The organism is Kitasatospora sp. NPDC097691 (assembly GCF_040302665.1).
Taxonomy (GTDB): domain Bacteria; phylum Actinomycetota; class Actinomycetes; order Streptomycetales; family Streptomycetaceae; genus Kitasatospora.
Genome location: NZ_JBEORY010000052.1, coordinates 34,658 through 59,111 on the forward strand (window position 1 = coordinate 34,658; position 24,454 = coordinate 59,111).

Annotated in this window: 26 protein-coding genes; 20 read left to right on the forward strand and 6 right to left on the reverse strand. The window is 72.8% G+C overall.

Features of this window, described 5'->3' with window-relative positions:
* The first annotated feature begins 13 nt into the window (after positions 1–13).
* The gene (locus tag ABTY56_RS28865; protein WP_030288989.1) at positions 14–304 is read left to right on the forward strand and encodes a DUF1416 domain-containing protein; all 291 of its coding nucleotides are present in this window, start codon (positions 14–16) and stop codon (positions 302–304) included.
* A gap of 100 nt (positions 305–404) precedes the next feature.
* Complete coding sequence (locus tag ABTY56_RS28870; RefSeq protein ID WP_350632158.1) at positions 405–677, forward strand: DUF3099 domain-containing protein; 273 nt, start codon at positions 405–407, stop codon at positions 675–677.
* An 18-nt stretch (positions 678–695) separates the two neighbouring features.
* On the opposite strand, the gene ABTY56_RS28875 is transcribed toward ABTY56_RS28870, so the two are convergent.
* Positions 696–1,058 (reverse strand): DsrE family protein, encoded by a 363-nt coding sequence (locus tag ABTY56_RS28875; RefSeq protein ID WP_350632160.1) that lies wholly within the window; start codon positions 1,056–1,058, stop codon positions 696–698.
* Positions 1,059–1,406: 348 nt separating this feature from the next.
* Here ABTY56_RS28875 and ABTY56_RS28880 point away from each other — a divergent pair, with 348 nt between their 5' ends.
* The 3 genes from ABTY56_RS28880 (at position 1,407) to ygfZ (ending at position 3,570) form a co-directional block, all read left to right on the forward strand.
* Complete coding sequence (locus ABTY56_RS28880; RefSeq protein WP_350632162.1) at positions 1,407–2,009, forward strand: heme-binding beta-barrel domain-containing protein; 603 nt, start codon at positions 1,407–1,409, stop codon at positions 2,007–2,009.
* Between the two features lie 114 nt (positions 2,010–2,123).
* A complete protein-coding gene (locus ABTY56_RS28885; RefSeq protein WP_350632163.1) occupies positions 2,124–2,588 on the forward strand; it encodes a Fur family transcriptional regulator in 465 nt (154 codons plus the stop codon).
* 19 nt (positions 2,589–2,607) lie between these two features.
* Positions 2,608–3,570, forward strand: a complete 963-nt coding sequence (gene ygfZ / locus ABTY56_RS28890; RefSeq protein ID WP_350632202.1) for a CAF17-like 4Fe-4S cluster assembly/insertion protein YgfZ — start codon at positions 2,608–2,610, stop codon at positions 3,568–3,570.
* Positions 3,571–3,663: 93 nt separating this feature from the next.
* Here the strand turns inward: ygfZ and dtd are convergent, their stop codons facing one another.
* Complete coding sequence (gene dtd / locus ABTY56_RS28895) at positions 3,664–4,104, reverse strand: D-aminoacyl-tRNA deacylase (RefSeq protein ID WP_350525684.1); 441 nt, start codon at positions 4,102–4,104, stop codon at positions 3,664–3,666.
* Positions 4,105–4,801: 697 nt separating this feature from the next.
* Here dtd and ABTY56_RS28900 point away from each other — a divergent pair.
* The 3 genes from ABTY56_RS28900 (at position 4,802) to ABTY56_RS28910 (ending at position 6,835) form a co-directional block, all read left to right on the forward strand.
* On the forward strand, positions 4,802–5,422 hold the full coding sequence (locus ABTY56_RS28900; protein WP_350632165.1) for an RsiG family protein: 621 nt from the start codon (positions 4,802–4,804) through the stop codon (positions 5,420–5,422).
* Positions 5,423–5,496: 74 nt separating this feature from the next.
* The gene (locus tag ABTY56_RS28905) at positions 5,497–6,456 is read left to right on the forward strand and encodes an asparaginase (protein ID WP_350632167.1); all 960 of its coding nucleotides are present in this window, start codon (positions 5,497–5,499) and stop codon (positions 6,454–6,456) included.
* Between the two features lie 169 nt (positions 6,457–6,625).
* Positions 6,626–6,835 (forward strand): dodecin, encoded by a 210-nt coding sequence (locus ABTY56_RS28910; protein WP_350632168.1) that lies wholly within the window; start codon positions 6,626–6,628, stop codon positions 6,833–6,835.
* A 135-nt stretch (positions 6,836–6,970) separates the two neighbouring features.
* Here ABTY56_RS28910 and ABTY56_RS28915 read toward each other — a convergent pair whose 3' ends face one another.
* Both ABTY56_RS28915 and ABTY56_RS28920 read right to left on the reverse strand, forming a co-directional pair.
* Complete coding sequence (locus tag ABTY56_RS28915) at positions 6,971–7,639, reverse strand: biliverdin-producing heme oxygenase (protein ID WP_350632170.1); 669 nt, start codon at positions 7,637–7,639, stop codon at positions 6,971–6,973.
* A gap of 274 nt (positions 7,640–7,913) precedes the next feature.
* A complete protein-coding gene (locus ABTY56_RS28920; RefSeq protein WP_030059594.1) occupies positions 7,914–8,405 on the reverse strand; it encodes an inorganic diphosphatase in 492 nt (163 codons plus the stop codon).
* A gap of 127 nt (positions 8,406–8,532) precedes the next feature.
* Between ABTY56_RS28920 and dacB the strand changes: the two genes are divergently transcribed.
* The 6 genes from dacB (at position 8,533) to folE (ending at position 16,703) form a co-directional block, all read left to right on the forward strand.
* Entirely contained in the window at positions 8,533–10,098 is a 1,566-nt protein-coding gene (gene dacB / locus ABTY56_RS28925) for a D-alanyl-D-alanine carboxypeptidase/D-alanyl-D-alanine endopeptidase (RefSeq protein WP_350632172.1), read from the forward strand.
* Between the two features lie 401 nt (positions 10,099–10,499).
* Positions 10,500–11,672, forward strand: coding sequence for an Rv3626c family coenzyme F420 biosynthesis-associated protein (locus ABTY56_RS28930; RefSeq protein ID WP_350632173.1), 1,173 nt, complete (start codon positions 10,500–10,502; stop codon positions 11,670–11,672).
* 281 nt (positions 11,673–11,953) lie between these two features.
* Positions 11,954–13,081, forward strand: a complete 1,128-nt coding sequence (gene tilS, locus ABTY56_RS28935; protein ID WP_350632175.1) for a tRNA lysidine(34) synthetase TilS — start codon at positions 11,954–11,956, stop codon at positions 13,079–13,081.
* Between the two features lie 71 nt (positions 13,082–13,152).
* Positions 13,153–13,707 (forward strand): hypoxanthine phosphoribosyltransferase, encoded by a 555-nt coding sequence (gene hpt, locus ABTY56_RS28940; RefSeq protein WP_030059589.1) that lies wholly within the window; start codon positions 13,153–13,155, stop codon positions 13,705–13,707.
* A 226-nt stretch (positions 13,708–13,933) separates the two neighbouring features.
* On the forward strand, positions 13,934–15,991 hold the full coding sequence (gene ftsH / locus ABTY56_RS28945) for an ATP-dependent zinc metalloprotease FtsH (RefSeq protein WP_350632176.1): 2,058 nt from the start codon (positions 13,934–13,936) through the stop codon (positions 15,989–15,991).
* A 106-nt stretch (positions 15,992–16,097) separates the two neighbouring features.
* A complete protein-coding gene (gene folE / locus ABTY56_RS28950) occupies positions 16,098–16,703 on the forward strand; it encodes a GTP cyclohydrolase I FolE (RefSeq protein ID WP_329883966.1) in 606 nt (201 codons plus the stop codon).
* Between the two features lie 36 nt (positions 16,704–16,739).
* Here folE and ABTY56_RS28955 read toward each other — a convergent pair whose 3' ends face one another.
* Both ABTY56_RS28955 and ABTY56_RS28960 read right to left on the reverse strand, forming a co-directional pair.
* Positions 16,740–17,528, reverse strand: a complete 789-nt coding sequence (locus ABTY56_RS28955; protein WP_350632178.1) for a ferritin-like domain-containing protein — start codon at positions 17,526–17,528, stop codon at positions 16,740–16,742.
* A 118-nt stretch (positions 17,529–17,646) separates the two neighbouring features.
* Positions 17,647–18,801, reverse strand: coding sequence for an alpha/beta hydrolase (locus ABTY56_RS28960; protein WP_350632180.1), 1,155 nt, complete (start codon positions 18,799–18,801; stop codon positions 17,647–17,649).
* A 380-nt stretch (positions 18,802–19,181) separates the two neighbouring features.
* On the opposite strand from ABTY56_RS28960, the gene ABTY56_RS28965 reads away from it, so the two are divergent.
* From ABTY56_RS28965 to ABTY56_RS28990, 6 genes are all read left to right on the forward strand, one after another.
* Positions 19,182–21,023 carry a phosphatidylglycerol lysyltransferase domain-containing protein gene (locus tag ABTY56_RS28965; protein WP_350632181.1) on the forward strand — a complete coding sequence of 614 codons (1,842 nt, stop codon included), beginning with the start codon at positions 19,182–19,184 and terminating at the stop codon, positions 21,021–21,023.
* 88 nt (positions 21,024–21,111) lie between these two features.
* The gene (folP, locus tag ABTY56_RS28970) at positions 21,112–21,984 is read left to right on the forward strand and encodes a dihydropteroate synthase (protein WP_350632183.1); all 873 of its coding nucleotides are present in this window, start codon (positions 21,112–21,114) and stop codon (positions 21,982–21,984) included.
* A 28-nt stretch (positions 21,985–22,012) separates the two neighbouring features.
* Positions 22,013–22,492, forward strand: a complete 480-nt coding sequence (locus tag ABTY56_RS28975) for a nuclear transport factor 2 family protein (RefSeq protein WP_350632185.1) — start codon at positions 22,013–22,015, stop codon at positions 22,490–22,492.
* 247 nt (positions 22,493–22,739) lie between these two features.
* Positions 22,740–23,099 carry a dihydroneopterin aldolase gene (gene folB, locus ABTY56_RS28980; RefSeq protein ID WP_030059580.1) on the forward strand — a complete coding sequence of 120 codons (360 nt, stop codon included), beginning with the start codon at positions 22,740–22,742 and terminating at the stop codon, positions 23,097–23,099.
* A gap of 43 nt (positions 23,100–23,142) precedes the next feature.
* Entirely contained in the window at positions 23,143–23,742 is a 600-nt protein-coding gene (gene folK / locus ABTY56_RS28985; RefSeq protein ID WP_350632186.1) for a 2-amino-4-hydroxy-6-hydroxymethyldihydropteridine diphosphokinase, read from the forward strand.
* A gap of 172 nt (positions 23,743–23,914) precedes the next feature.
* Positions 23,915–24,403: a DUF3180 domain-containing protein gene (locus tag ABTY56_RS28990; protein WP_350632188.1), complete on the forward strand. Its 489-nt coding sequence runs from the start codon at positions 23,915–23,917 to the stop codon at positions 24,401–24,403.
* Positions 24,404–24,454 lie beyond the last annotated feature (51 nt).

The window sequence follows — 24,454 nt, forward strand, 5'->3', positions numbered from 1 at the left end:
AGGGAAGACAGACATGTGCGGTGCGAAGGCCGGCGGCCCGGACCTGGCAGGAGTTGACGTGGCGAACGAGACGATCATCCAGGGTTCGGTGACCCGCGACGGTGAGCCGGTCAACGGCTACGTCCGGCTGCTGGACGAGAACAACGAGTTCACGGCCGAGGTGCCCACCTCGGCGACCGGCCAGTTCCGGTTCTTCGCCCGTCCGGGCAAGTGGACCCTGCGCGCGCTGGTGCCGGGCCAGACCGTGGACCGTCAGGTGGTGGCCTCCCAGGGCACCGCCGTCGAGGTCGCGATCGCGGTCTGACCGCCCGCTCCGGTCGACCGGAGCGAGCGCGTCGACCGGAGTACGGACGACACCCCGAGGGCCCCTGCCGAGCAGGGGCCCTCGGCCGTACCGTGGAGGGGTGCAGGCAAGACGGCGGCGTCGCTACTACTTCGCCATGATGGGCGTGTGCCTGGGCCTGTTCGTCATGGCCTGGGGCGTGGTGCGGTTCTTCTCGGTCGGCGCGGCGATCGGCATGTGCCTGGTCGCGATGGTGATCCCGCCGGCCGCCGCGGTGTTCGCCAACAAGCGCGACCCGGACGACGACTGGTGGAACGACCCGCGCTGGGACGACCCGAAGTGGGACGAACCCGGCCACGACCGGGACCGCCCCGACCACGAACAGCGTCCGTGACCCCGGGTGCGGGAACGCTCAGTAGACGAGCGCCTGGACACCGTCCGCCATGATCTCGCTGACGAAGACCTGCGCGCCCGCGATCCGGACACCCTTGACGGTGTCCTTCTGCTCGATCCCGCGCCGGGCCGCGCACTGGGTGCAGAGGGTCACCGAACCGACCGCCAGGATCGACTCCAGCAGGTCCGGCAGCGGCGCCGCGTGCGGCAGTTCGAACTCCGCGGCGCGGCCCGGCAGCGCGAACCAGGAGGACTCCCCGGTCAGCCAGAGCGAGACGTCGATCCCGCTGGCGACGGCCACCGCCGCCACCGTGAACGCCTGCGAGCACCGCTCCGGCGCGTCCGCCCCTGCGGTGACCTTGATGACCAGTTTCTTCGACATGGCGCCACCTTAGAGGTCCCGCCACCCCCGCCGGCCGTCATCCCGGGAACCCGTGGGGAAAGCTTGAGCGGCGTGGTAACCCCGGCGCGAACGGCGACGTGGTGGGGCTCACCGCGACCGGCCGGAGTCCGACGGATAGAGTGAGCGGAGCAAAATCCACCACACTGTCGCCGCCTGGGAGCCCCCCGTGTCCGGTCTGGAAATGTTCTTCGACGGTCTGCTGGCCCTCATGGCCGTGCTGATCACCTGGTTCGCCATCTTCTCGGTGATGAAGCTGTACCAGGGTCAGCGCTGAGCCTGCCGTACGGTTGAGGCAGCCCCACACCGACGACGACAGCGACCAGGAACATGATCGAGATCCCCTCTGACCTCCACAAGGACGTCGTGCCGCTCGCCTTCCTCCTCGGCACCTGGGAGGGCGCGGGCGTCTACGCCCCGCTGCCCGGCGAAGGGGGCCCGGGCGCGGAGAAGTGCAACTTCGGCCAGGAGATCGTGATCCGCCACGACGGCCGGCCCTTCCTGGAGTTCCGCTCCCGCACCTGGGTGCTGGACAACGAGGGCGAGAAGGTCCGCCCGCTGGAGAACGAGCACGCGTTCTGGCGCATCACGAGCAACCACGACGGCACCAGCGGCGCCCGGGGGATCGAGATCTCCTCCGTCCGTGACGACGGCACGGTCGAGATCTGGTACGGCGAGCTGGCCGACGGCAAGCCCCAGGTCGACGTCTCCACCGACGCGGTGGCCCGGATCGAGGGCTCGCCGGAGTACTCGGGCGGCAAGCGCCTGTACGGCTTCGTCAACGGCGAGCTGCTCTGGGTCGGCGAGAAGGCCGCCCCGAACGTGCCGCTGCGCCCGTACATGTCCGCGCAGCTGAAGAAGGTGCTCAGCCCGGCTCAGCTGATCAAGGACATCAACGACCTGCCGGACGACGGCATCGCCTTCTTCAAGTAGGCACGGCTCCGGCGGCAACGCAGTCCGTGCAAGTGTAGGGACCGGCCCCGGGCCGGTCCCTACACTTGCATCAGGACCCCCTACTTTCCATCTTTCCTTGGCAGGGACAGCACCGTGGCGGACACCGGCACCACCGACTGGCAGCTCTCCGGCGACTGGAAGACCGACCTGCGCGAGCGCGGTTACCGCCTCACCCCGCAGCGGCAGCTCGTGCTGGAGGCCGTCGACGCCCTCGACCACGCCACCCCCGACGACATCCTCTGCCACGTCCGGCGGACCGCCAGCGGCATCAACATCTCCACCGTCTACCGGACCCTGGAGCTGCTGGAGGAGCTGGGCCTGGTCTCGCACGCCCACCTCGGCCACGGTGCCCCGACCTACCACCTGGCCGGCCGCCACCACCACCTGCACCTGGTCTGCCGGGACTGCGAGAAGGTCACCGAGACCGGCACCGAGATCGCCCAGCCGCTGATCGACAGCCTGCGCGCGCAGCACGGCTTCGACACCGACCTCAAGCATTTCGCCATCTTCGGCCGCTGCGCCGACTGCACCGCCAAGCTCGCCGACGGCCGGTCGTAAGCTGGCCGGTATGACCGGTGTGAAGAGTCCGCTGCTTGCCCTGCCCGGAGCCGTCCCCGCCGAGGGGGCCGACGAGGGCGTCGCCGCCCACTACGGCGACATCTTCCGCGAGCAACGCCACCTCTCGCAGGGCACCGGCTTCGTCGACCTCTCGCACCGCGGGGTCGTCACGGTCACCGGTGCCGACCGCCTCACCTGGCTGCACCTGCTGCTCACCCAGCACGTCAGCGAGCTGCCCCCGCAGCAGGCCGCCGAGGCGCTGGTGCTCTCCCCGAACGGGCACGTCGAGCACGCGCTCTACCTGGTGGACGACGGCACCACAACCTGGGCGCACGTCGAGCCGGGCACCCAGGGCGCGCTGGTCGCCTACCTGGAGAGCATGAAGTTCTTCTACCGGGTGGAGGTCGCCGACGCGACCGCCGAGTACGCGGTGGTCCACCTGCCGGCCGGCTCCACCACCTCCGTCGACGGCGCCGCAGCCGTCCGCGAACTCCCGTACGGGCGCGACCTGTTCGTGCCGCGCGCCGACCTGGAGAAGCTCACCGCCGGGTACGGTCCGGCGGCCGGGATCTGGGCGTACGAGGCGCTGCGCATCGAGGGCCACCGGCCCCGGCTCGGCTTCGAGACCGACCACCGGACCATCCCGCACGAGGTGGACTGGCTGCGCACCGCCGTCCACCTGCAGAAGGGCTGCTACCGCGGCCAGGAGACCGTCGCCCGGGTGCACAACCTCGGCCGGCCGCCGCGCCGACTGGTCTTCCTGCACCTGGACGGCACCGAGGAGTCGCTGCCCCCGCACGGCACCGAGGTCCGGCTGGCCACCGACCCGGACGGGCGGTCGCTGGGCTTCGTGACCTCCTCGGCCCGCCACCACGAGCTGGGGCCGATCGCGCTGGCGATCGTCAAGCGGAACGTCCCGGTGGACGCGGTGCTGCTGGCCGGGACGGTGCCGGGCACCCAGGACGTGATCGTCCCGCAGTAGCCGGGGCTGAGGGGACCCGTGCCGGGGGCTCCGGCCCGGGACCCCCGGACCCCCGGTACCCCCGGATCCCAGGTACCCCCGGCGCCTCGGACCTCAGACCTCGACGAGGACGGTGAACGGGCCGTCGTTCACCAGCGCCACCTGCATGTCGGCGCCGAACCGGCCCGTCTCCACCTTGGCGCCCAGCGCCCGCAGCGCGCCGACCACCTCGTCCACCAGCGGCTCGGCGACCGGGCCGGGGGCGGCGGCGTTCCAGGTGGGGCGCCGGCCCTTGCGGGCGTCGCCGTAGAGCGTGAACTGGCTGATCACCAGCAGCGGGGCGCCGAGGTCGGAGCAACTCTGCTCCACGCCCTCCTCGTCGGCGGGCAGCAGCCGCAGCGTCCAGAGCTTGCGGGCCAGTTGGGCGGCCTTGGCGGGGGTGTCGTCGTGGGTGACGCCGACCAGGACGCAGAGCCCGGGCCCCTCGATCGCGCCGACGGTCTCACCGGCCACGGTCACCCGGGCCTCGGTCACTCGCTGCACCACTGCTCGCATGCCGCCATTGTGCCGGAGCCCGCTGCGGCCGCCGGAGGGCCCCCGGCGCGGCACCCGGCCGCTCCCGGCGGTGGACGACGGGCCCGGCCGGGACGGCGGGTACGGCTCCCGCTCACCGTCCCGCGCTCCGCTCGCCGTCCCGCGCCCCCACGTGCGCTGCGGGGGCGGTCCGCTCGGCCTCCCGTCCCCGTCTCCGCGCCTCGGCGCCCGCGCGCCCTCCGTCCGTCGCGTCGCGTCCCCCACGTGCGTCACAGGGGTCATCCCAGGGCGCAGACGAGGGGCGTGCGCCATGGTTGTGCACGCCGTGAGGTGAGCGCCTGCGCCGGCCCGGGCGCCGCTCTTCCTGCGGAAAGGGCCGGTCATATCAGCCACCCCCGTTCGCCAGGGGGCCGTTCGGGTGCACGGGCGGTGCGCGCGCGCCGGGTGGGGTGGCACGCTGGTGGACCGTACGAAGGGTCCGGGGCGCCTGGAGGTCCGCCGCGTCGGGCCCGGGTTCGGCCGGGCGGTCGGGTCGGTAGGTCAGGCGTTCTGGTGGTGTCGCCCCGACGGGTGGTCGCGGCCGGGGAGCGGAACCTCCGGGGGCTCCCGGGCGTGCCGACGGACGGAACGCCGAGCCCGTCGGGGGACGGGCCGGATCGGCGGCAGGACGGGGTTGCCGCGAGCGGGCGGGATCGGACGACGGCAGGTGGGTTGGGTGATGGACGCGAGCAGCGCGGCGTGGGACCGGTCCGGGCAGGTGGCACCGGCTCCCGGGGGCCCGTGCGGTCCGGTGGCGGGCGCGGAGGACGGGCCCGATCTGGAGGGGTTGGGCCTGGACCAGCTGCGGGTCCTGCGCCGGGAGACCCTGGAGCAGGAGGCCGATCTGTCCTACCTGCGGCGGCTGCTGCACGGGCGGATGGACATCCTGCGCGCCGAGCTCGACCGGCGCCCCGGCGTCGGCCCGGTCCGGGCGGCCGGTGCGCCCGGCCCCGATCCGGCCCCCGGCGACCTGCTGGACCGGCTGCCGGCCATCCTGACCGACGCGCCCTCCACGGTGCGGCGCTCGGCCCGGCACGTCACCCTCGGCCCGCCGCGCACCCGGGAGTCCCGGCTGGAGGCGGACGCGCTCATGGGCGACGTCCAGCTGGCCGACCTGGCGGCGCACCCGGTCGAGGAGCTGCTGGCCGCCCTGGAGCGGCTGCGCGCGCACGAGCGGGAGGTGTCCGGACGGCGCCAGCGGCTGCTGCGCACGGCCGACGGTTGCAATGCCGAGATCACCCGCAGGTACCGTGATGGGGAAGCACGGGTCGACGACCTGCTCGCAGGGGGGCCGCTCTGACCGGGTGAGTCGCTGCGGGCGGGTGGGGCCCGGCTCGCTCCCGGCTCACCATCGCCCCGGAAGGCTCAACCCCCATGTCCCAGCTCGCCACCGCGCCCGTTCTCGCCGAGGTCATACGATCGGGCTTCGTCGAGGGCCACCACCACGGTTCCCTGGTGCTGCTCGCCGCCGACGGCTCGGTCGAGTTCGCGCTGGGCGACCCGGACGCACCGGTCTTCCCGCGGTCGACCGCCAAGCCGTTCCAGGCGGTGGCCACCCTGCGGGCCGGGCTGACGATCGACGCCGAGCTGCTGGCGCTGGCGGCCTCCAGTCACTCTGCAGAATCGTTTCACCTTGCCGGCGTGCGGGCCATCCTCGGCTCCGCCGGACTGGACGAGTCGGCCCTGCGGACCCCGGCCGACCTGCCGCTGGACGAGACCGAGGCGGAGCTGCACCTCGCCGCAGGCGGTCGCCGGGCCCCGATCCTGATGGACTGCTCGGGCAAGCACGCCGGCTGGCTGGCCGCCTGCGTGGCCAACGGCTGGGACACCGGGAGCTACCTCGACCCGGCCCACCCGATCCAGCTGCTGGCCCGCGAGGCCCTGGAGGAGGGCACCGGCGAGACCCCCGCGCACGCCGGGGTGGACGGCTGCGGCGCCCCGCTGCTGGCCGTCACGCTGACCGGCCTGGCCCGCGGCTACCGCGGCCTGGTGCTGGCCGCCACGGCGACCGCGCCGCGCCGGGTGGCCGACGCGATGCGTGCCCACCCCGAGTACGTGGCGGGCACCCGCCGGGCCGACACCTGGCTGATGCGGGCGATCCCGGGCGCGCTGTCCAAGATGGGCGCCGAGGCCGTCCAGGTGGTGGCGCTGCCGGACGGGCGGGCACTGGCCTTCAAGATCGACGACGGCGGCGAGCGCGCCCGCGGCCCGGTGCTGGCGGCCGCGCTGCGCCGGCTCGGGGTGACCGGGGCGGACGAGACCGTCGAGCGGATCGGCGCGGCCCCGCTCTTCGGCGGCGGCGCGCCGGTCGGACAGGTACGGGCGGCCTTCTAGGCCCCGGCCTCCCCTGGGCCCGGTCTCCCTCGGGCCCGGCCTCCCCTGGGCCCGCTCCGGAGCCCCTCGGCCCCCGTGCCCGGGGCGGTGGCGGCCCGTCGGGGTGCGGGCGGCGCGGGGGCGGTGCACGGTGGACCGGGGGACCGTCGCACAGCTGAGGGAGTCCGCCATGACCGACCACGTGTACCGGGTGACCGAGATCGTCGGGTCCTCGACCGAGAGCATCGACGCGGCGATCCGCAACGGGGTGGAGCGGGCCGCCCGGACCCTGCGCAACCTCGACTGGTTCGAGGTTGCGCAGGTCCGGGGGCATCTGGAGGACGGCCGGATCAAGCACTACCAGGTCTGCATCAAGGTCGGCTTCCGGCTGGAGGACTGACCCGTTTCAGCCGCGCCGCGGCCGGTGCGCAACCGTCGTGGTGTCGCGGCGCCCTGAGGCGGCATCGACAGGAGGCCCCGGCGAGCAGCCGCTCCCCGGGGCCGGCCCGTCTCCGGGGCCGCCGGAAGGCAGCGCCTACGCGCTCAGCGGGTAGCGCGAGTCCAGGTCGCGGAAGACCGCCCCGTTGAGCACGAAGGCCCGCTTGCACTCCTCGACCACCCGGCGCCGCTCGACCTCGTCCATCGCCGCCCCGGCCGCGTCCAGCTTGGCCCGGTACGCGCGCTTGAAGGCGGCCGGGTTGTCGACCTCCTCGAAGACGTAGAACCGCACGCCGTCGCCCTTGCGCGCGAAGCCCCAGGTCCGCTCCGCCACGCCCCGGATGATCTGGCCGCCCGACAGATCGCCCAGGTAGCGGGTGTAGTGGTGCGCGATGTACCCGGCCGGCCACTCGGCGGCCAGCTCCTCCACGCGCGCGACGTACGCGGCGGTGGCCGGCATCGGCGCCAGTCCGTCCCGCCAGTCGGGCCCGCGCAGGTGCGCCAGGTCGCGCTCGATGGCAGTGGTGCGCAGCAGCGCGCCGTCGATGAAGGGGCCGGCCAGCGGGTGCTCCGCGAGTTGCCCGGTCCGGCCCTCCAGCGCCCGGTAGACGTGCCAGAGCTGGCCGGTGAGGTCGGCGTACGCCTCGATCCCGAGGCGCCCGTGCAGCAGGTGGCTCATGAACGAGGAGTGTTCGGCGGCCTCGTGCTCCTCGCTGCTGGCGGTGCGGAGCACGGTGGAGAACGGGACGGGCTCGGGCGCGCGCATGCGGCCTCCAGGGATCGGATGCGGCCGGGTCGGATCCGGCCCCGACAATTTTGGTTAGCCTAACCTAACTTTGCATCATGCCGACAGTCTGTCGGCAACCAGTCTGGCAAGCCGGCCCGCCCACCGCCCCACGAAACGGAACGGCCCGGACCGGACGGGCCCGGCCCCGGACACGACAGAGGCCGGGGCCCGCGGACGAATCCGCGAAACCCCGGCCCCAGGCTGTCCCGACCTGCCTCGAACGGTCCTGATCGATCGAGATCGGAACGACGGCTCAGTGGCCGCCCTGCTCCGCCAGGCGCTTGATCGAAGCGGTGACCTCGGCCTCGGCCTCGGCGCGGCCGACCCAGTTGGCACCCTCGACGGACTTGCCGGGCTCCAGGTCCTTGTAGACCTCGAAGAAGTGCTGGATCTCCAGGCGGTCGAACTCCGACACGTGGTGGATGTCGCGCAGGTGCTCCCAGCGCGGGTCGGTCGCCGGGACGCAGAGCAGCTTGTCGTCGCCGCCGGCCTCGTCGGTCATGTGGAACATGCCGATGGCGCGGCACTTGATGAGGCAGCCCGGGAAGGTCGGCTCGTCCAGGATGACCAGGGCGTCCAGCGGGTCGCCGTCCTCGCCGAGCGTGCCCTCGACGTAGCCGTAGTCGGCCGGGTAGCGGGTCGAGGTGAAGAGCATCCGGTCGAGCCGCAGGCGGCCGGTCTCGTGGTCGACCTCGTACTTGTTACGAGAGCCCTTCGGGATTTCGATAAGGACGTCGAACTCCAACGGTTCCTCCAAGGTAGGGACTGACAGAATCCAAGTGTCTCCTACGGGAGTGGGTGCTCGGGAAAGGGGCCGGTCGGTGGGCGCTGGGGGAGGGGCGGCTCGCCGCCGCAGGGGGACGGCCGCGGGGTTGTTCGGAGCGGCCCTGCTGGTCGCCGGAACGGTCCTGACCTCGGGCGGTGCGTACGCGCAGCCCTCACCGCCCTCGGGCGGGCACAGCACCGGGCACGGCGAGGACGACGACCGCGACGGCGGCCGGGACGGCCACGACGGCAAGAAGGGTGACCAGGGGAAGGGCGGCGCCAAGCCGGGGCCGGGCGACAGCCCGAGTGCCACACCCGTCCGCCGGTCCGGGCCGTCCGCGGCCTCCGCGCCCGCGGCCGCCGGCGGCGACCCGTCCGCCGTACGCCCGGCCCCGGCGCCGGGCGCCGTCCTGGCCTCCGCCGACGGCGGTCCGGCGGCCGCCGTCCCCACCGCGCAGGGCCTCCGGCAGGCGCTCGCCGGCGCCGTCGCCGACCCGAACCTCGGTGACGTCACCTTCGCCGTCGCGGACGCCGCCGCCGGCCAACTCCTGTACGGATCGGGTGAGAACACCCCCGCCACCCCCGCCTCCACCACCAAGCTGGCCACCTCGATCGCGGCCCTGTCCCTGCTCCCCGGCGACACCCGGCTGAGCACCAAGGTGGTCCGCGGCGCGGACCCGGGCACGATCACCCTGGTCGGCGGCGGTGACCCGACGCTCACCGCACTGCCCGCCGACCAGGTGCAGATCGGCGGGCAGCCGGTCGACGCCGACACCGCCCCCGCCTCGCTGGACGCCCTCGCCCGGCAGACCGCCGCCGCCCTGGCCGCCGCCGGCACCACCACGGTCAAGCTGGACTACGACCTGTCGATGTACACGGGCAGCGCGCAGCACAACAACCACGACGGGCAGAACATCGCCCTGGTCGTCCCGCTGATGGTGGACGAGGCCAAGGTGGACGCGAAGAGCCGCGAGGACGCGCCGGACCGCGTCCCCAACCCGGCCGCCGCGGCCGCCGAAGCCTTCGCCGCCCTGCTCAAGGCCCAGGGCATCACGGTGGAGGGCGGGGCCAAGCCCGCCGCGGCCCCGGCCGCCGCCGACGCGCCCGTCCTCGGCCGGGTCGACTCGCCCACGCTCGACCGGCTGGTCGAGCGACTGCTGACCACCTCCGACAACCAGCTGGCCGAGGCGATCGCGCGTCAGGCCGCGCTCGCGGCCCACCAGCCGGCGAGCTTCGAGGGGGCGGCCGCCGCCGTCACCCGGGAACTCGCCCGGCTCGGCGTGCCGATGGGCGACGTGGTCCTCAACGACGGCAGCGGCCTGCACACGGGCAACGCGATCCCGCCCGCCGTCCTCGTCCGGCTGCTCTCCCTGGCCGCCTCCGCGGAGCACCCCGCCCTGCGCCCGGTGCTCACCGGCCTCCCGGTCGCCGGCTTCACCGGCACCCTCGGCAAGCGCTACGGCTCCGGCTCCGGCGCCGCCGACGCGGCCGGCCTGATCCGCGCCAAGACCGGCACCCTCCGCGGCGTCAACACCCTCGCCGGCACCGTCGTCGATGCCGACGGCCGCCTCCTCGCCTTCGCCGTCATGACCCGCACCTCCGCCCCCGCCGACACCGCCCGCGCCGCGATGGACCGCATCGCCGCCCGCCTCGCCGCCTGCGGCTGCCACTGACCCGCCCGTCCCCGCTTCCGCCGTCAACGCCCGACACCGGCCCCCGGGCCGTCGCGGTCTCCCGCGAGGGCGACGGCCCGAAGACGCGACGATCACCCCGCCCACTACGCGCTCACGCCCGCTCCGGGCCGGCTGTGCGGTGGTGCGCCGTCGGGCAGCCCACCACCTGCCGGGCGGGCGGCGATCAGCCCCAGGCCGACCCCTCCCGTGTGCGGCGTCGGGCGCCCCCACCGCGCCCACCGGCCGCCCGGCGCGGAGCGTCACGGCACCCGGGCCGTAGGGGAGTTGGCGTGCCGGCGGGGCCGGTGCCGTCACCGGGAGGCCGCGTCGAGGGGGGCCGGGGGCGAGGTGTTCCGGGTGGGTGGCTGCCGTTGGTGGTGGCGAGCACGTACGGTGAGGGCATGACGAGCGCGAGTGGCGGTGCTGACATGGTCGACTGGAACCTCGCGGTCGCGACTGCGACCAGGCTGGTGAGGCCGGGGCCGGAGGTGAGCCGGGAGGAGGCGGCGGCGGTGGTCGCCGAGCTGCGCCGGCACGCCCTGGAGGCGGAGGAGCACGTACGGGCGTTCACCGGCATGCAGTCGTCGAGCCTGGCCCGGGCCGCGGCGACGCCGGTGCTGGTGGTGGACCGCCCCGGGTGGGTGCGGGCCAACGTGGCGGGCTTCCGTACGGTCGTCCAGCCGCTGGTGGAGAAGCTGCAGGCGCGCCGGGCGAACAGCGCGACGGCCGGGGTGTTCGGCACCGTGGGGGAGAAGGCGACCGGCATCGAGGTCGGGGCGCTGCTGGCGTTCCTGGCGACCAAGGTGCTGGGCCAGTACGAGACCTTCGCCCCGGCCGAGCCCTCGCTGGAGGCGCCGGACAGCCCGGCGGCGTTGTTCGACAAGCCGCGGACGGGGCCGGAGGGTCCCGGGCCGGGTCGGCTGCTGCTGGTGGCGCCGAACATCGTGCACGTCGAGCGGGAGCTGGACGTCGACCCGTCCGACTTCCGGCTCTGGGTCTGCCTGCACGAGGAGACGCACCGGACGCAGTTCACCGCGGTGCCGTGGCTGCGCGACCACATCCAGTCCGAGGTGCAGTCCTTCCTCGCCGAGACGGACGTCGACCCGGGTGCGCTGCTGGACCGGCTGCGGGACGCGGCGGGTTCGCTCGGCGGGCTGCCGGGTGTCGGCGGCCGGGAGGGATCCTCCTCGTCGAACCTGATGGAGATCGTCCAGTCGCCCGCGCAGCGCGAGATCCTCGGCCGGCTGACGGCCGTGATGTCGCTGCTGGAGGGCCACGCGGACGTGGTGATGGACGGCGTCGGCCCGGCCGTGGTGCCGACGGTGGCGGAGATCCGGGAGAAGTTCCAGCAGCGCCGGGACCGCGGTGCGAACCGGCTCGACCTGCTGCTGCGCCGGCTGCTGGGCATGGACGCCAAGCTGCGTCAGTACCAGGACGGTGCGGTGTTCGTGCGCGGGGTGGTGGAGCGGGTCGGCATGGAGGGGTTCAACCGGGTGTGGACCTCCCCGAACACCCTGCCGACCAAGGAGGAGATCCACGACCCGGCCGCCTGGGTGGCCCGGGTGGCCCGCTGAGCGCCCCGTCGTGACGCAGGCGCGCCGCGAGCCGGACGGCAAGCGGCGCGCGGCGGTCAAACCCGCTCGTACGAGTGGTCCAATCGTGCAGATGGCGAGTGAAGAAGCGTTTCTTCATTCACCCGAACGTGGGACGGTGGTCGTACCGGTGGCGCGGGTGGCGTAGCGGGTCGCTCCTTTCTGCCACCATCTGTGAGCGCCCGGTAACAGGGCGCGCACGCAGTGTGCGGTCCCCGCCGCCCGCCGCAGTCCTGTCCCCCTCCGTCGAGGAGTCGTCCGCCGTGGGCCCTCACCCCGCCGTCGCCGCGATACGCCTGGCCGTTCGCCGCACGCTCACCGACCTCGCCGCCGAGGTCGGTACCACCTTCACCGCGCCCGTGCGCGAGCCCCGCGAGCGCCCGGCCGGGGCGCCGCTGGTGGGTGCCGCCGTCGGCACCACGCTGATCGGCAACGCCGCACGCCACCCGTCCGGGCTGCCCCGCACCCCGGCCGCGCCCGGCTCGCCGCTGGTCCTGGTCGCCGTCAGCGGCGGCGCGGACTCCATGGCGCTGGCCATCGCCGCCGCCTTCGAAGCCCCCAAGATCGGCCTGCGGGTCGGCGCCGTCACCGTCGACCACGGCCTGCAGCCCGGCTCCGCCGAGCGCGCCGACCAGGTGGCCGAGCGGCTGCGCTCGCTCGGCCTCGACCCGGTCGAGGCGATCCCGGTGCGCGTCGGCCGGGCCGGCGGCCCGGAGGCGGCCGCCCGGGACGCCCGCTACGCGGCCCTGGACGGGGCCGCCGAGCGTCACGGCGCCGTCGCGGTGCTGCTCGGCCACACCCGGGACGACCAGGCCGAGACCGTGCTGCTGGGCCTGGCCCGCGGCTCGGGCGCCCGTTCGCTGGCCGGGATGCCGGCCCAGAAGGGTCGCTACCGCCGCCCGCTGCTGGAGCTGGACCGGGCCGCCACCCGGCAGGCCTGCTCCGCCCAGTCGATCCCGGTCTGGGACGACCCGCACAACTGTGATCCCGCCTACACCCGCTCCCGGGTCCGCCACGAGGTGCTGCCGGTGCTGGAGAAGCACCTGGGCGGCGGCGTGGTCGAGGCGCTGGCCCGCACCGCCCGGCTGTTCCGCGACGACGCCGACGCCCTCGACCAGTGGGCCTCCCTGGCCGAACGCGACCTCCGTACGGGCGAAGGCACCCTGGACGCCGTCAAACTGGCCGAACTGCCGCCGGCCGTGCGCCGCCGGGTGCTGCGCCGGGCCGCCCTGCGCGCGGGGTGTCCGGCCGGGGACCTCTTCGCCCGGCACCTGGAGACGATCGACCTGCTGGTCACCGGATGGCGGGGCCAGGGGCCGCTGCACCTACCCGGGGGCGTCGAGGCCACCCGCAGGTGTGGCACGCTGGTCTTTCGGAGGCAGGGCGACTGACGGGCGAGGCATGCCCCGGGGGAGCCGGCCGCCGGCCACACAGACCCCGAACGTTTGAGGACGTATCCCCGGTGGACCAGAACGACATGGGCGCTGACCTCGCGAAGGTGCTCATCAGCAAGGACGAGATCGACGCCAAGCTCCTTGAGCTGGCAGAGCGCATCGACCGGGACTACGCGGGCAAGGACCTGCTGATCGTCGGCGTCCTCAAGGGTGCCGTGATGGTCATGGCCGACCTCGCCCGGGCCCTGCACTCGCAGGTCACCATGGACTGGATGGCCGTCTCCTCGTACGGGATGGGTACCAAGTCCTCCGGGGTGGTGCGGATCCTGAAGGACCTGGACACCGACATCGCCGGCCGTGACGTCCTGATCGTCGAGGACATCATCGACTCCGGCCTGACGCTGTCCTGGCTGCTGGGCAACCTCGGCTCGCGCGGTCCGGCCTCGCTGGAGGTCTGCACCCTGCTGCGCAAGCCGGATGCGGCCAAGGTCGAGATCGACGTGAAGTACGTCGGTTTCGACATTCCGAACGAGTTCGTGGTCGGCTACGGCCTGGACTACGCGGAGAAGCTGCGTAACCTCCCCTTCATCGGCACCCTCGCCCCGCACGTCTACGGCGGCTGAGGGCTCCGTTCGGGCTATGGGCGGGAACAGTAGGTCGTTCCCGCCCGTTGGACCGGGGGACCGAAGAACCAACCCGTGTCGCTGTGCTCCCGCCATCGGTGGGTCCGACTGCGGTACGGTCCAATAAACCGCTCTTCACATGAGCACCGACCGGACGCGCCGCGGCCCTACAGCCACACGGCGCCGTTGAGTGGCAGGAGGGACGGGGCGGCAACGCCCCGCATGGATGGACGTCAAGCGATACTTCCGTGCGCCGATCATGTGGATCGTGCTGGCCGTCCTCGCCGTCATCGTACTGATGCAGGTCGTTTCGGACTCGAACGGCTACAAGACGGTGGACACCGGTCAGGTCGTGGCGGCGATCGACGCGCACAACGTCAAGTCGGCGCAGATCACCACCGGTGACTCGAACACGATCAAGATCCAGCTGAAGGACGGCGCAACGCTGCCCAGTGCCGGTACGGGCAAGACCCCGTCCGGCAGCAAGTTCCAGGCCTCGTACATCGGCGACCAGGGTGTCGCGATCGCCGACAAGCTGCAGGCCCAGATCAACGACAAGGACTCGAACACCCTCGCCGAGGGCTACACCGTCAGTCCCGAGAAGCAGAGCACCTTCGTCAGCCTGCTGCTGTCGATGCTGCCGATCGTGATCATCGTCCTGGTGTTCCTGTTCCTGATGAACCAGATGCAGGGCGGCGGCTCCCGCGTCATGCAGTTCGGCAAGTCCAAGGCCAAGCTGCTCACCAAGGACACCCCGAAGACCACCTTCGCCGACGTCGCAGGCGCGGACGAGGCGGTCGAGGAGCTCCACGAGATCAAGGAGTTCCTGCAGGAGCCGGCCAAGTTCCAGGCCGTCGGCGCCAAGATCCCGAAGGGCGTGCTGCTCTACGGCCCGCCCGGTACCGGCAAGACCCTGCTGGCGCGCGCCGTCGCGGGCGAGGCCGGCGTGCCGTTCTACTCCATCTCCGGCTCGGACTTCGTCGAGATGTTCGTCGGTGTCGGCGCCAGCCGCGTCCGCGACCTCTTCGAGCAGGCCAAGGCGAACGCCCCGGCGATCGTCTTCGTCGACGAGATCGACGCCGTCGGCCGACACCGCGGTGCGGGCCTCGGCGGCGGCCACGACGAGCGCGAGCAGACCCTCAACCAGCTGCTGGTCGAGATGGACGGCTTCGACGTCAAGGGCGGCGTGATCCTGATCGCCGCGACCAACCGCCCCGACATCCTGGACCCGGCGCTGCTGCGCCCGGGTCGCTTCGACCGCCAGATCGCGGTGGAGCGCCCCGACCTCCAGGGCCGTCTGGACATCCTCAAGGTGCACCAGAAGGGCAAGCCGATCGCGCCCGACGTCGACCTGTCGGCCGTCGCCAAGCGCACCCCCGGCTTCACCGGTGCCGATCTGTCGAACGTCCTCAACGAGGCGGCGCTGCTGACCGCCCGTTCGGACAAGAAGCTGATCGACAACGGCATCCTGGACGAGGCGATCGACCGCGTCGTGGCCGGTCCGCAGAAGCGCACGCGGATCATGTCCGACAAGGAGAAGAAGATCACCGCGTACCACGAGGGCGGTCACGCCCTGGTCGCGGCGGCCTGCCAGTACAGCGACCCGGTGCACAAGATCACCATCCTGTCCCGCGGTCGGGCGCTCGGCTACACCATGGTGCTGCCGGACGAGGACAAGTACTCCACCACCCGCAACGAGATGCTCGACCAGCTGGCCTACATGCTGGGCGGGCGCGCGGCGGAGGAGCTGGTCTTCCACGACCCGACCACCGGCGCCTCGAACGACATCGAGAAGGCCACCGCCACGGCGCGGGCCATGGTCACCCAGTACGGCATGACCGAGCGCCTGGGCGCGATCAAGTTCGGTTCCGACAACTCGGAGCCGTTCCTGGGCCGTGAGATGGGCCACCAGCGCGACTACTCGGAAGAGGTCGCCGCGCTGGTCGACGAAGAGGTCAAGAAGCTCATCGAGAGCGCGCACAACGAGGCCTGGGAGATCCTGGTCGAGAACCGCGACGTGCTCGACAACCTGGTTCTGGAGCTCCTGGAGAAGGAGACCCTGAACAAGGAGCAGATCGCCGAGATCTTCGCCCCGATCGTCAAGCGCCCGACCCGGCCGGCCTGGACGGGTTCCACCCGTCGCACGCCGTCCACCCGGCCGCCGGTGCAGTCGCCGAAGGAGCTGGCGCTCACCAACGGCGCCGCCGCCTCCTCCGGCGCCGCTCCGGTGGACGTCGTGAAGCTCCCGCCGCTGCCGGCCGCCGAGCCGCCGACCGAGGGCTGATCCCGGTCCCGTAGGGAATGGCTGCCGCGTCACCAGGGTTTGTACCCTGGAGGCGCGGCATCCGTGCTGTTCAGCCAGAGTCTCCCCACATGTAAGCGAGGTCCGCATGATCGACCCGGTGACGCTCGACGGTCCGCCCGCCGTCGGGACCTTCGACCAGAAGCGGGCCGAGAACGCCATCCGCGAGCTGCTGCTCGCCGTGGGGGAGGACCCGGACCGCGAGGGCCTGCTGGAGACCCCGGCCCGGGTCGCGCGCGCCTACAAGGAGATATTCGCGGGCCTGTGGCAGGAGCCCGAGGAGGTTCTGACCACCACCTTCGACCTCGGCCACGACGAGATGGTGCTGGTCAAGGACATCGAGCTGACCTCGGTCTGCGAGCACCACCTGGTGCCGTTCCGCGGTGTGGCGCACGTCGGGTACATCCCGTCCACCAGCGGCAAGATCACCGGGCTGTCCAAGCTCGCCCGGCTGGTCGACGTCTACGCCCGCCGGCCGCAGGTGCAGGAACGGCTGACCAGTCAGGTGGCCGACGCGCTGATGCGGATCCTGGAGCCGCGCGGGGCGATCGTCGTGGTCGAGTGCGAGCACATGTGCATGTCGATGCGCGGCATCCGCAAGCCCGGCGCCAAGACCATCACCTCCTGCGTGCGCGGCCAGCTGCGCGACCCGGCCACCCGGGCCGAGGCGATGAGCCTCATCATCGGCCGGTAAGGCCGGAACGGCCGGTCGAGCGGCCGGGAACGGTTCTCAGGGCACCTCGTGCTCCGCGTGCGGCGGAGCCGGGGTGCCCAGTGCGTTGCGGCGCTCGGGCATCCGCAGCGTGACCATCCGGCGCCAGCCGTAGGCGCGGTCGTACAGGTACAGCGCGTGCACCCCGAGGGTGACCAGGGCCAGCTGCCAGCGCGGCCAGCGCAGGATCCGGGCCATCCGGGAGGTGACCGCGAGGCCGACGTCCCGGTGGGTGCGGATCTCGCCGCGGGCGCTGGTCTCCAGGGTGTGCCGGATGTACGGGCCGTGGCCCTCGGCCCGGAGCCGCAGCAGCTCCTCGTGGCAGTACGCCAGGTGGTTGTCCTCGTCGGCGGAGATCATCCTCATCGCCCGGCCGAGGTCGGGGTTGTCCCCGTACACCTTGACCAACTGGCGCATCTGCTCGGCGGCGCGCTGCTCGGTGACCCGGCTGTGCGCCAGGTAGGTGATGATCTCGCGGTCGGTCAGCGGGATGTCGCTGTTCAGCCGCTCGTGGGAGAGGCCGACGCCCTGGCGCTCCAGCAGCATGCAGTAGTCGGCCTCGTCCGGGACCGGCACCTTGGGCAGGCCGCGCTTGGTGAGCAGCTGGGTGAAGATCCGGCCGTGCTTGCGCTCGTCGGCGCCGTGCCGGGCCACCTTCGGGGCGAGGACCGGGTCCCGGGTGAGCGTGGTGATCCGTTCGTTCTCCCAGCCGCCCTGGTCCTCGCCGCCGGCCGCGATGCTGCAGAACAGCTGGTACGCCTGGTCGTTCCGGTAGATCTCGTTGAAGAGCGATCGGGTGCTCAGCACTGCGCCTCCTGCGCGGATCCGGGGCGGGCGCCCGCCGGGGCGGCGGACGGACGGCCTCGACACGTTCCCTCGGGCCGGCGGCCGACCGGGCCGACCGGCGGGTAATCACTCACACGCGCTAGCCGAGGTGCGTGCCCAGCCATTCGAGCGAGGCCGGCAGCTCCTTGGTCCAGCTGTCGATGTTGTGCCCGCCGTCCTCCAGGTAGAGCGAGTCGACCTTGAACTGCGGGTTGGCCGCCGCGACCTGGGTGGCCTGGTCGACGAACTGGACGGTCTGCGGGTAGTCCGACTCCTTGCGGGTGGAGACCACCAGGACGTTGAGCGTCGGTACCGGCAGGTTCTGCAGCCGCCAGCCGAGGTCGTGCTGCTGGGTCAGCGCCTTGTCGCCGTTGAAGAGGTCGCCGCCGGTGTAGCCGTCCTGGCGCACGGTGAAGTCGCCGTGCAGGCTGGCCGCGCTGCCGAAGACGGTCGGGAAGCGCATCGCCAGGCGCAGCGCGCAGCTGCCCCCGGTGGAGTAGCCGAAGGTGGCCCAGGAGCCGGCGGTGCGGCCGACCCGGTAGGTGCTCAGGACGGCCTCGGGCACGTCCTTGGCGAACCAGGCCTCGGTGCGCGGCCCGCCGGGGACGTCCACGCACTCGGTGTCCCGGGACGGGACCACCCCGGGGCGGACCATCACCAGGACGGTCGGCGGCATCTTGCCGGAGCGCTCCAGCTCGTACGCCGTCTGGGGGAGGGAGAGGTCCTTGACCAGGTTCAGCGCCGTGCCCGGGTAGCCGGCGATGGCCAGCAGGACGGGGAAGCGGACCAGGGCGAACTTGGGGTCGAAGTACTCGGGCGGCAGGTAGACGAACATCTGGTCGGAGAAGCCCGTCTCCTTGCCGCTGACCTGGACCGACTCGACCTTGCCGACCTCCTCGGGGGTGCCCTTCGGCAGGTTGGTGACGGTCTCCAGACCGCCCTCGGCGGTGGGCTGGATCAGCGCGTCGGCGACCGGGGTGCCGCCCTTGTGGTTCTCGTTGCTGGTCAGGGCGAGCTTGGCGCCGCTGTGGCCGAGCAGGTCGTCCCAGGACGTGTAGAACCCGAACGAGTTGTTCACCGACAGCGCGAGCACGGCCACGATCGAGGCTTGAACGACCGTCAGCAGGCCGATCCGGCCGAGCACCGGCAGGGGGCGCTGCCTCGCCAGCCGGGGCCAGACCCACAGGGTGGTGACCAGGGCCGCGGTCCCGAGTGCGAGCAGCGAGTTCATCAGCGCGTCGCTGGTCAGTTCCATGCGGTCGGCCTTCCGGTGGGACACTGTCGGGGCAGGCTTCATCGTCTGGCGGCCCGTCAGGTAGGGCCACCGCAGCTAGGCTGTCCGGGCGCCCGGGCGGGAGCCGGAAGGGCGGGGGGAAGTCGGAGGCAACCGGCGCCCTAGAATGCGGCGTCCACCGTACGTAACGCGTCCAGGGGGGTCCTGTCGCGCCACGCTGCGGCGATCCCCCCGCTCCCACCGCCGGCTCAACCCGCAGCGCGTCCACGGCCCCGGTTTACCGACCGTTTCCGGGTCCTTGGTATGCGCATTGCCTGATGAAGGAATAGGCATGAAGGTCCATCACGCGTCCTCCCCCGGAGTGACGGGACACCGCACCGCAGCCTCTACGCTGAGCTTCCATGAGCGTTCCCGTGTCCGTTGAGCCGAGCCCCGAGCAGCCGCCGCGCCGTCGCCGCGGCCTGCAGACGCTGCGCACCCAGGCAGCCGCTGTTCCGAGGGCCTGGCTCCCGGGCGCGGTCGGCTACGCCTGTCTGCTGATCGGGCTGGTGGACATCGCCAGCGCGGTGTTCCCCAAGCTCCGGCACACCAAGATGCACACCGTCGCCGGGCAGCTGCCGGGCGGCACCACCAGCCTGGCCGCGGTCGGGACGCTGATGGTCGGCATCCTGCTGGTGCCGCTCGCCCACGCGCTGCGCCGCCGCAAGCGGCGGGCCTGGCGGGTGGTCTGCGTGCTGCTGCCGCTCAGCGCGGCGCTGCACATCGTGCGCTGGCACCAGGTCGGCCCGGCGGTCGTCTCGCTGGTCGTCCTCGCCGTGATGCTGCTCCACCGGCGTGAGTTCTACGCCAAGGCCGACCCGCGCACCCGCTGGCGGGCGCTGGCCAACCTGGTCGTCATGGGCGTCCTCAGCGTGCTGCTCGGCCTGCTGATCGTGAGCACCCGGGCCAAGTACGAGATCGGCCACCCGGGCCTGACCCAGCGCCTGGAGCACGTCGGGTACGGACTGTTCGGCTTCGAGGGCCCGATCCGCTACACCAACATCCGGATGTCCGACCTGGTCGCCTACCTGCTCGGCGGGCTCGGGCTGCTGACCGCCTTCACCACCGCCTACCTGGCGCTGCGCCCGGGCAAGCCGAAGCCCGAGCTCACCGCGGAGGACGAGGAGAAGGTCCGCGAGCTGCTCGCGCGGCACGGCGAGCGCGACTCGCTCGGCTACTTCGCGCTGCGCCGCGACAAGAGCGTGCTGTTCTCGCCCACCGGCAAGGCCGCGATCTCCTACCGGGTGGTCTCCGGCGTGATGCTGGCCTCCGGCGACCCGGTCGGCGACGTCGAGGCCTGGCCGGGCGCGATCAAGGTGTTCATGGCCGAGGCCCGCGAGCACGCCTGGGTGCCGGCCGTGATGGGCTGCAGCGAGGTCGGCGGCGAGGTCTGGACCCGCGAGGCGGGCCTGGACGCGCTGGAGCTGGGCGACGAGGCGATCGTCGACACCTCGGCCTTCTCGCTCGCCGGCCGGGCCATGCGCAACGTCCGCCAGATGGTCAAGCGCATCGAGCGCAACGGCTACTCCTGCAAGGTGCGCCGGGTCTCCGAGCTCACCGCGGAGGAGAAGTACCGGATCGCCGACGCCGCCGCCCGCTGGCGCGGCACGGACACCGAGCGCGGCTTCTCGATGGCCCTGGGCCGCTTCGGCGACCCGCTGGACGACGACTGCGTGGTGGTCACCGCCCACAAGGCCCCCGAGGAGGGCGAGAGCGGCGACGACCTGAAGGCCGTGCTGCACTTCGTGCCCTGGGGGCCGGACGGCATCTCGCTGGAGCTGATGCGCCGCGACCGCGCCGCCGACCCCGGCCTCAACGAGCTGCTGATCGTCGCCGCCCTGCAGGCGGTGCCCGCGCTGGGCGTCCGCCGGGTGTCGCTCAACTTCGCGATGTTCCGCTCGGCGCTGGCCCGCGGCGAGCGGATCGGCGCCGGCCCGGTGCTGCGCGCCTGGCGCGGACTGCTGGTGTTCCTGTCGCGCTGGTTCCAGATCGAGTCGCTGTACAAGTTCAACGCCAAGTTCCAGCCCGAGTGGGAGCCGCGCTTCCTGGTCTTCCCGAACACCCGGGACCTGCCGCGGATCGGCTTCGCCGCGATGCAGGCGGAGGCCTTCATCACCCTCGGCATGCCGCGCTTCGGCCGCAAGCGCCAGCGGGAGGGCCTGATGCCGGTCCCGTCGACCCGCGAGGTCACCGAGGCCGCCTGAGGCACCACGGCGCCGCTCGAGGCGCCGAGGCCGTGAACGAGGCCCCCGCCGGGAATCCCCGGCGGGGGCCTCGTTCGATAATGGGGGCATGAGCGATTCGCCGTCCTTCTCCCTTCCGGCCGGTCTGCCGCGGCTCGAACGCTGCGCCGTGATGGGCGTGGTCAACGTCACGCCCGACTCCTTCTCGGACGGTGGGCTCTGGCACGACCCCGCCAAGGCGATCGCGCACGGACTCGCCCTGCGGGCCCGCGGCGCGGACCTGGTGGACGTCGGTGGCGAGTCCACCCGGCCGGGCTCGCAGCGGGTGCCCGAGGAGGAGGAGCTGCGCCGGGTGATCCCGGTGGTGCGCGAGCTCGTCGACGCCGGGGTGACGGTCTCCGTCGACACCATGCGCGCCTCGGTCGCCGAGCGGGCCGTCGAGGCCGGCGCAGCGATCGTCAACGACGTCTCCGGCGGCCTGGCCGACCCGGCGATGGCCCGGGTGGTCGCCGAGACCGGCGCGCCCTTCGTGGTGATGCACTGGCGCGGGCAGTCCGCCGACATGGACCGGCTGGCCGTCTACGACGACGTGGTGCGGGACGTGGTCGCCGAGCTGACCGCCCGGGTGGACGCGCTGCTGGCGGCCGGGGTCAAGGAGGACCAGCTGATCCTCGACCCGGGGCTCGGCTTCGCCAAGACCGCCGAGCACAACTGGGCGCTGCTCGGCCGGCTGGACGCGCTCACGGCGCTCGGCCGTCCCGTCCTCGTGGCCGCTTCGCGCAAGCGGTTCCTGGGTACGCTGCTCGCCGACCCGGCAACCGGGGAACTGCGCCCGGCCCGGGAGCGCGACGACGCGACGGCCGCGGTGTCGGTGCTGTCGGCCCGGGCGGGAGCCTGGGCGGTGCGGGTGCACGACGTGTCCGGCACCGCGGACGCCGTACGGGTGGTCGCGGCCTGGCAGCAAGCGGCGCGGTTGGGGTGAGGGAGGGTCTGTGACAGGTGACGGCAGGTTGAGTGGCGGAACGGCCGGGCAGGCGCGCGAGGCGGACCTGGAGGCCGTGCTGGCGGCGAACCGGGCGCTCTACGAGGCGCTGGAACGGGGGGACCTGGAGGCGGTCGAGGACACCTGGCTGGGCGCCGCGGACGCCGACGACAAGGGCGGTGTGGTGTGCGTCCACCCCGGCTGGCCGGTGCTGCGCGGCCGGGCGCAGGTGACCCGTTCGTACATGTTGATCATGATGAACACGGAGTACATCCAGTTCTTCCTGACCGATGTCGAGGCCGAGGTCCACGGCGATGTGGCCCTTGTCACGTGCACCGAGAACATCCTCTCCGGAGGCGAGGCGGAGGAGGAGGGCGAACTCGGACCGCTGGTCGGCGGAAAGGTCGTGTCGACCAATCTGTTCCGCCGTACCCCGGCCGGGTGGAAGCTCTGGTCGCACCACGGTTCACCCGTTCTGACCAGCGGCGACGAGGACGACGAGGGCTGATTCCGGCCACTGCGGAATTGTGGTGGCGGTTCGTCGCCCGGGAATTCCGGAGTGGTCACCGAACGTTCACGTCAATCGCCATTCCGGTGCGCGTGGCGTCGTTTCCTGCCGGGTAGGACGGTCAGGCGTTGTCCGTGCTCGCGGGTAGATTCGAAACGGAGTGGCGGGCGTGCTGCCCGCCTTCGCCCTGCCCGTCCATGCGTTTCTCCGGGTGGGGCCCGTCCGACTGGGAGCAGTGATTCGTTTGCTGGACCGCGTCACCCTGCGGGGGCTGCGAGCCCGGGGCCACCACGGCGTCTTCGAGCGCGAGCGCGTCGAGGGGCAGACCTTCGTGGTCGACCTCGTGCTGTACCTGGACACCCGCCCCGCCGCGTCCGGAGACGACCTCACCCGCACGGCGCACTACGGCATCGTGGCCGAGGAGGTCACGGCGATCATCGCCGGGGAGCCGGTCGACCTGATCGAGACCCTGGCCCAGCGCATCGCCGACCAGTGCCTCAAGCACGAAGCGGTCGAGGAGGTCGAGGTCACGGTGCACAAGCCGGACGCCCCGATCACCGTGCCGTTCGACGACGTGACCGTGACCATCCACCGGGGCCGCGCGTGACCCCCACCGCGCGCCCGGTATCCGATGCAGAGGGAAGACTTCGATGAGTAGCAGCGACCCGACCGCCACGCCGAACGCGTTCGACCTGGAGAGCCGGGTGGACTCCGCTGACACCACACTGCACAGCCAGCGCTGCGCGGTGATCGCGCTCGGCAGCAACCTGGGCAACCGGCTGGACACCCTGCAGGGCGCCGTGGACGCGCTCGCGGACACCCCGGGGCTGAAGATCAAGGCCGTCTCCGCGGTCTACGAGACCGAGGCCGTCGGCGGGCCCGACGAACAGCCCAACTACTACAACGCGGTCGTCGTGCTGCGCACCTCGCTGCCCCCGCGGGACCTGCTGGAGCGCGGCAACGCGATCGAGGACGCCTTCGGGCGGGTGCGGACCGTCCACTGGGGGCCGCGCACCCTGGACGTCGACATCCTGTCCTACGAGGGCGAGCTCAGCGACGACCCGCAGCTGCTGCTGCCGCACCCCCGCTCGCACGAGCGGGCCTTCGTGCTCGCCCCGTGGCTGGACGCGCAGCCGGAGGCCGAGGTGCCCGGCCACGGGCGGGTCGACGCGCTGCTGGAGGCGCTCGGCGGCCCGGACGCGCAGGGCGTGAAGCGCCGCGAGGACATCCGGCTGACGCTGCCGGAGTAGGCCCCGGGAGCCGTTGATCAGGGAACTCGACCGGGGGCCCGGCCGTACCAGTAGGTGTCCGCCGTTCGCGCGGGTGTCCGCCCGGCCGGGCCCGGTACGGTGGCCTGGCGCCGCCGCGTCGGGTCACCGGGCGGTCGGCCGGCTCTGGAACCCCGGGAAGGACCTCCTCCGAGTGAAGCTGCTTCGCCTCCGCCTGCTGATCGGCATCACCGCCGCCACGACGGCGCTGGCCTGGGCCGGCTCCAAGCTGTGGGCCTCCCTGGACACGCTGCCGGCGGTGCCGGGCGCGGCGCCGGTGGTGCTGGCGGCGGTGGCGGTGATCCTGCTGGCGACCGCGCTGTCGCTGCGCTCCCGGCTGAAGGCGGCGCGCGAGCGGCAGCCCGGCGCGAAGGGGGTCGACCCGCTGCTCGCGGCCCGGGCGCTGGTGCTGGGGCAGGCCAGCGCGCTGGTCTCCGCGGTGGTCACCGGCATCTACGCGGGCGCCGGGATCTACCTGCTGGGGGAGCTGGACGTGTCGGCCCGCAAGGACCAGGCCGTCACGGCCGGGTTCGCGGTGCTGGCGGGGGTCGCGGTGATCGCCGCGGCGCTCTGGCTCCAGCACGTCTGCAAGTTGCCCGAGAATCACGACGGTCCGAGCGGCCCGGCGGCCTCCCACCGCTGAGCAGGGCTTTCTTCGTGATCTTGAGTGAGAATCCGGGCACGTGCGGTAAAA

What these genes read in the sequence shown, in the direction of transcription:
- ABTY56_RS28865 (WP_030288989.1), top strand. Translation starts at nt 14, where the DNA reads ATGTGCGGTGCGAAGGCCGGCGGCCCGGACCTGGCAGGAGTTGACGTG.
- ABTY56_RS28965 (WP_350632181.1), top strand. Translation starts at nt 19,182, where the DNA reads ATGAGCGTTCCCGTGTCCGTTGAGCCGAGCCCCGAGCAGCCGCCGCGC.
- ftsH (WP_350632176.1), top strand. Translation starts at nt 13,934, where the DNA reads ATGGACGTCAAGCGATACTTCCGTGCGCCGATCATGTGGATCGTGCTG.
- ABTY56_RS28875 (WP_350632160.1), bottom strand. Translation starts at nt 1,058, where the DNA reads ATGTCGAAGAAACTGGTCATCAAGGTCACCGCAGGGGCGGACGCGCCG.
- dtd (WP_350525684.1), bottom strand. Translation starts at nt 4,104, where the DNA reads ATGCGAGCAGTGGTGCAGCGAGTGACCGAGGCCCGGGTGACCGTGGCC.
- ABTY56_RS28900 (WP_350632165.1), top strand. Translation starts at nt 4,802, where the DNA reads ATGGACGCGAGCAGCGCGGCGTGGGACCGGTCCGGGCAGGTGGCACCG.
- ABTY56_RS28905 (WP_350632167.1), top strand. Translation starts at nt 5,497, where the DNA reads ATGTCCCAGCTCGCCACCGCGCCCGTTCTCGCCGAGGTCATACGATCG.
- ABTY56_RS28960 (WP_350632180.1), bottom strand. Translation starts at nt 18,801, where the DNA reads ATGGAACTGACCAGCGACGCGCTGATGAACTCGCTGCTCGCACTCGGG.
- folE (WP_329883966.1), top strand. Translation starts at nt 16,098, where the DNA reads ATGATCGACCCGGTGACGCTCGACGGTCCGCCCGCCGTCGGGACCTTC.
- ABTY56_RS28880 (WP_350632162.1), top strand. Translation starts at nt 1,407, where the DNA reads ATGATCGAGATCCCCTCTGACCTCCACAAGGACGTCGTGCCGCTCGCC.
- ABTY56_RS28910 (WP_350632168.1), top strand. Translation starts at nt 6,626, where the DNA reads ATGACCGACCACGTGTACCGGGTGACCGAGATCGTCGGGTCCTCGACC.
- ABTY56_RS28930 (WP_350632173.1), top strand. Translation starts at nt 10,500, where the DNA reads ATGACGAGCGCGAGTGGCGGTGCTGACATGGTCGACTGGAACCTCGCG.
- ABTY56_RS28915 (WP_350632170.1), bottom strand. Translation starts at nt 7,639, where the DNA reads ATGCGCGCGCCCGAGCCCGTCCCGTTCTCCACCGTGCTCCGCACCGCC.
- folK (WP_350632186.1), top strand. Translation starts at nt 23,143, where the DNA reads ATGAGTAGCAGCGACCCGACCGCCACGCCGAACGCGTTCGACCTGGAG.
- folP (WP_350632183.1), top strand. Translation starts at nt 21,112, where the DNA reads ATGAGCGATTCGCCGTCCTTCTCCCTTCCGGCCGGTCTGCCGCGGCTC.